The sequence below is a fragment of the Methylomonas rivi genome (genome assembly GCF_024505165.1).
GTDB lineage: Bacteria > Pseudomonadota > Gammaproteobacteria > Methylococcales > Methylomonadaceae > Methylomonas > Methylomonas rivi.
Window position 1 is genome coordinate 1 of record NZ_JANIBK010000350.1, and the last position, 804, is coordinate 804.

Genomic DNA, 804 nt, shown 5'->3' on the forward strand with positions numbered 1-804 from the left:
GCGGAGCGTGGGAACCATAAGAATAAACAAAGCGCCGGACAAGCTTAGTTATCTTGCACTGGTGTAGATGGCGTGGTGGTTGGGGTATGGTCGCCACCGGCGTTCTCGCAGTGGAATTCGATGTTATAGACTTTATTGCCGGACTGGGTATGGTTGACCAGCATGGTGTAAACGCCGTTGCCGCCGACGACCTCGACGAAAGGACTGGGGGTCGTATCGCCGCCTTTGGAGTCGACAGTCGTGGCCGCCGCCGTGCCTTTGACGATAATCAACGACAGTAAATTTGTGCCGGGGCTTTTATCCAAAATTTGCGCGGCAAGATGGTGGCTGTCGCCCAGCACCGCATCGTTACTGCACGTCACTTGCCAAACGTCGGTTGCCTGCGCGCCGAACCCCACCCGCAGGGTTTTATTGCTCAGCGTATGTGCGGAAACCGGCGAAACAGAACCCAATACGGCCAGCGCCAGCGCTGTTTTTAACAAATGCTTTAAAATCATAGTTTTTCTCGTTTAATTGAATGTGATTAACGGCCGGCATTTCCAGTCCCTACCCGCCAATCGAGTTAAAAACCGAACAACCAACCCCGTAAAAAATAAAACCCTGGCTTGCATATCTCAATGCACAAGCTCGTCCAGCTTGGCCTTCGCCAGCTGCCTGACCATGGCGTCGCTATCCTGCAAACCCTGACCGAGCAAAGCCGGGTTAGCCGTCAATTCGATCGCCTGCAGGCGCACGCCGGCATCCGCGTCCGCCAGTGCCTGCTGCAATTCGCTTTCGGCGGCTTCGGCGCCATGCCGCCGCACC

Annotated in this window: 2 protein-coding genes; both read right to left on the reverse strand. The window is 55.6% G+C overall.

The genetic code is table 11. The features are described from left to right. Window positions 1-44: 44 nt before the first annotated feature. The gene (locus NP596_RS21665) at window positions 45-497 is read right to left on the reverse strand and encodes a hypothetical protein (protein WP_256617448.1); all 453 of its coding nucleotides are present in this window, start codon (window positions 495-497) and stop codon (window positions 45-47) included. A gap of 117 nt (window positions 498-614) precedes the next feature. Continuing rightward, window positions 615-804 (reverse strand): hypothetical protein (locus NP596_RS21670; protein WP_256617449.1); only part of this gene is annotated, 190 nt, incomplete at its 5' end.

Coding starts and splice junctions, on each gene's coding strand:
- NP596_RS21665 (WP_256617448.1), bottom strand. CDS start 497: ATGATTTTAAAGCATTTGTTAAAAACAGCGCTGGCGCTGGCCGTATTG.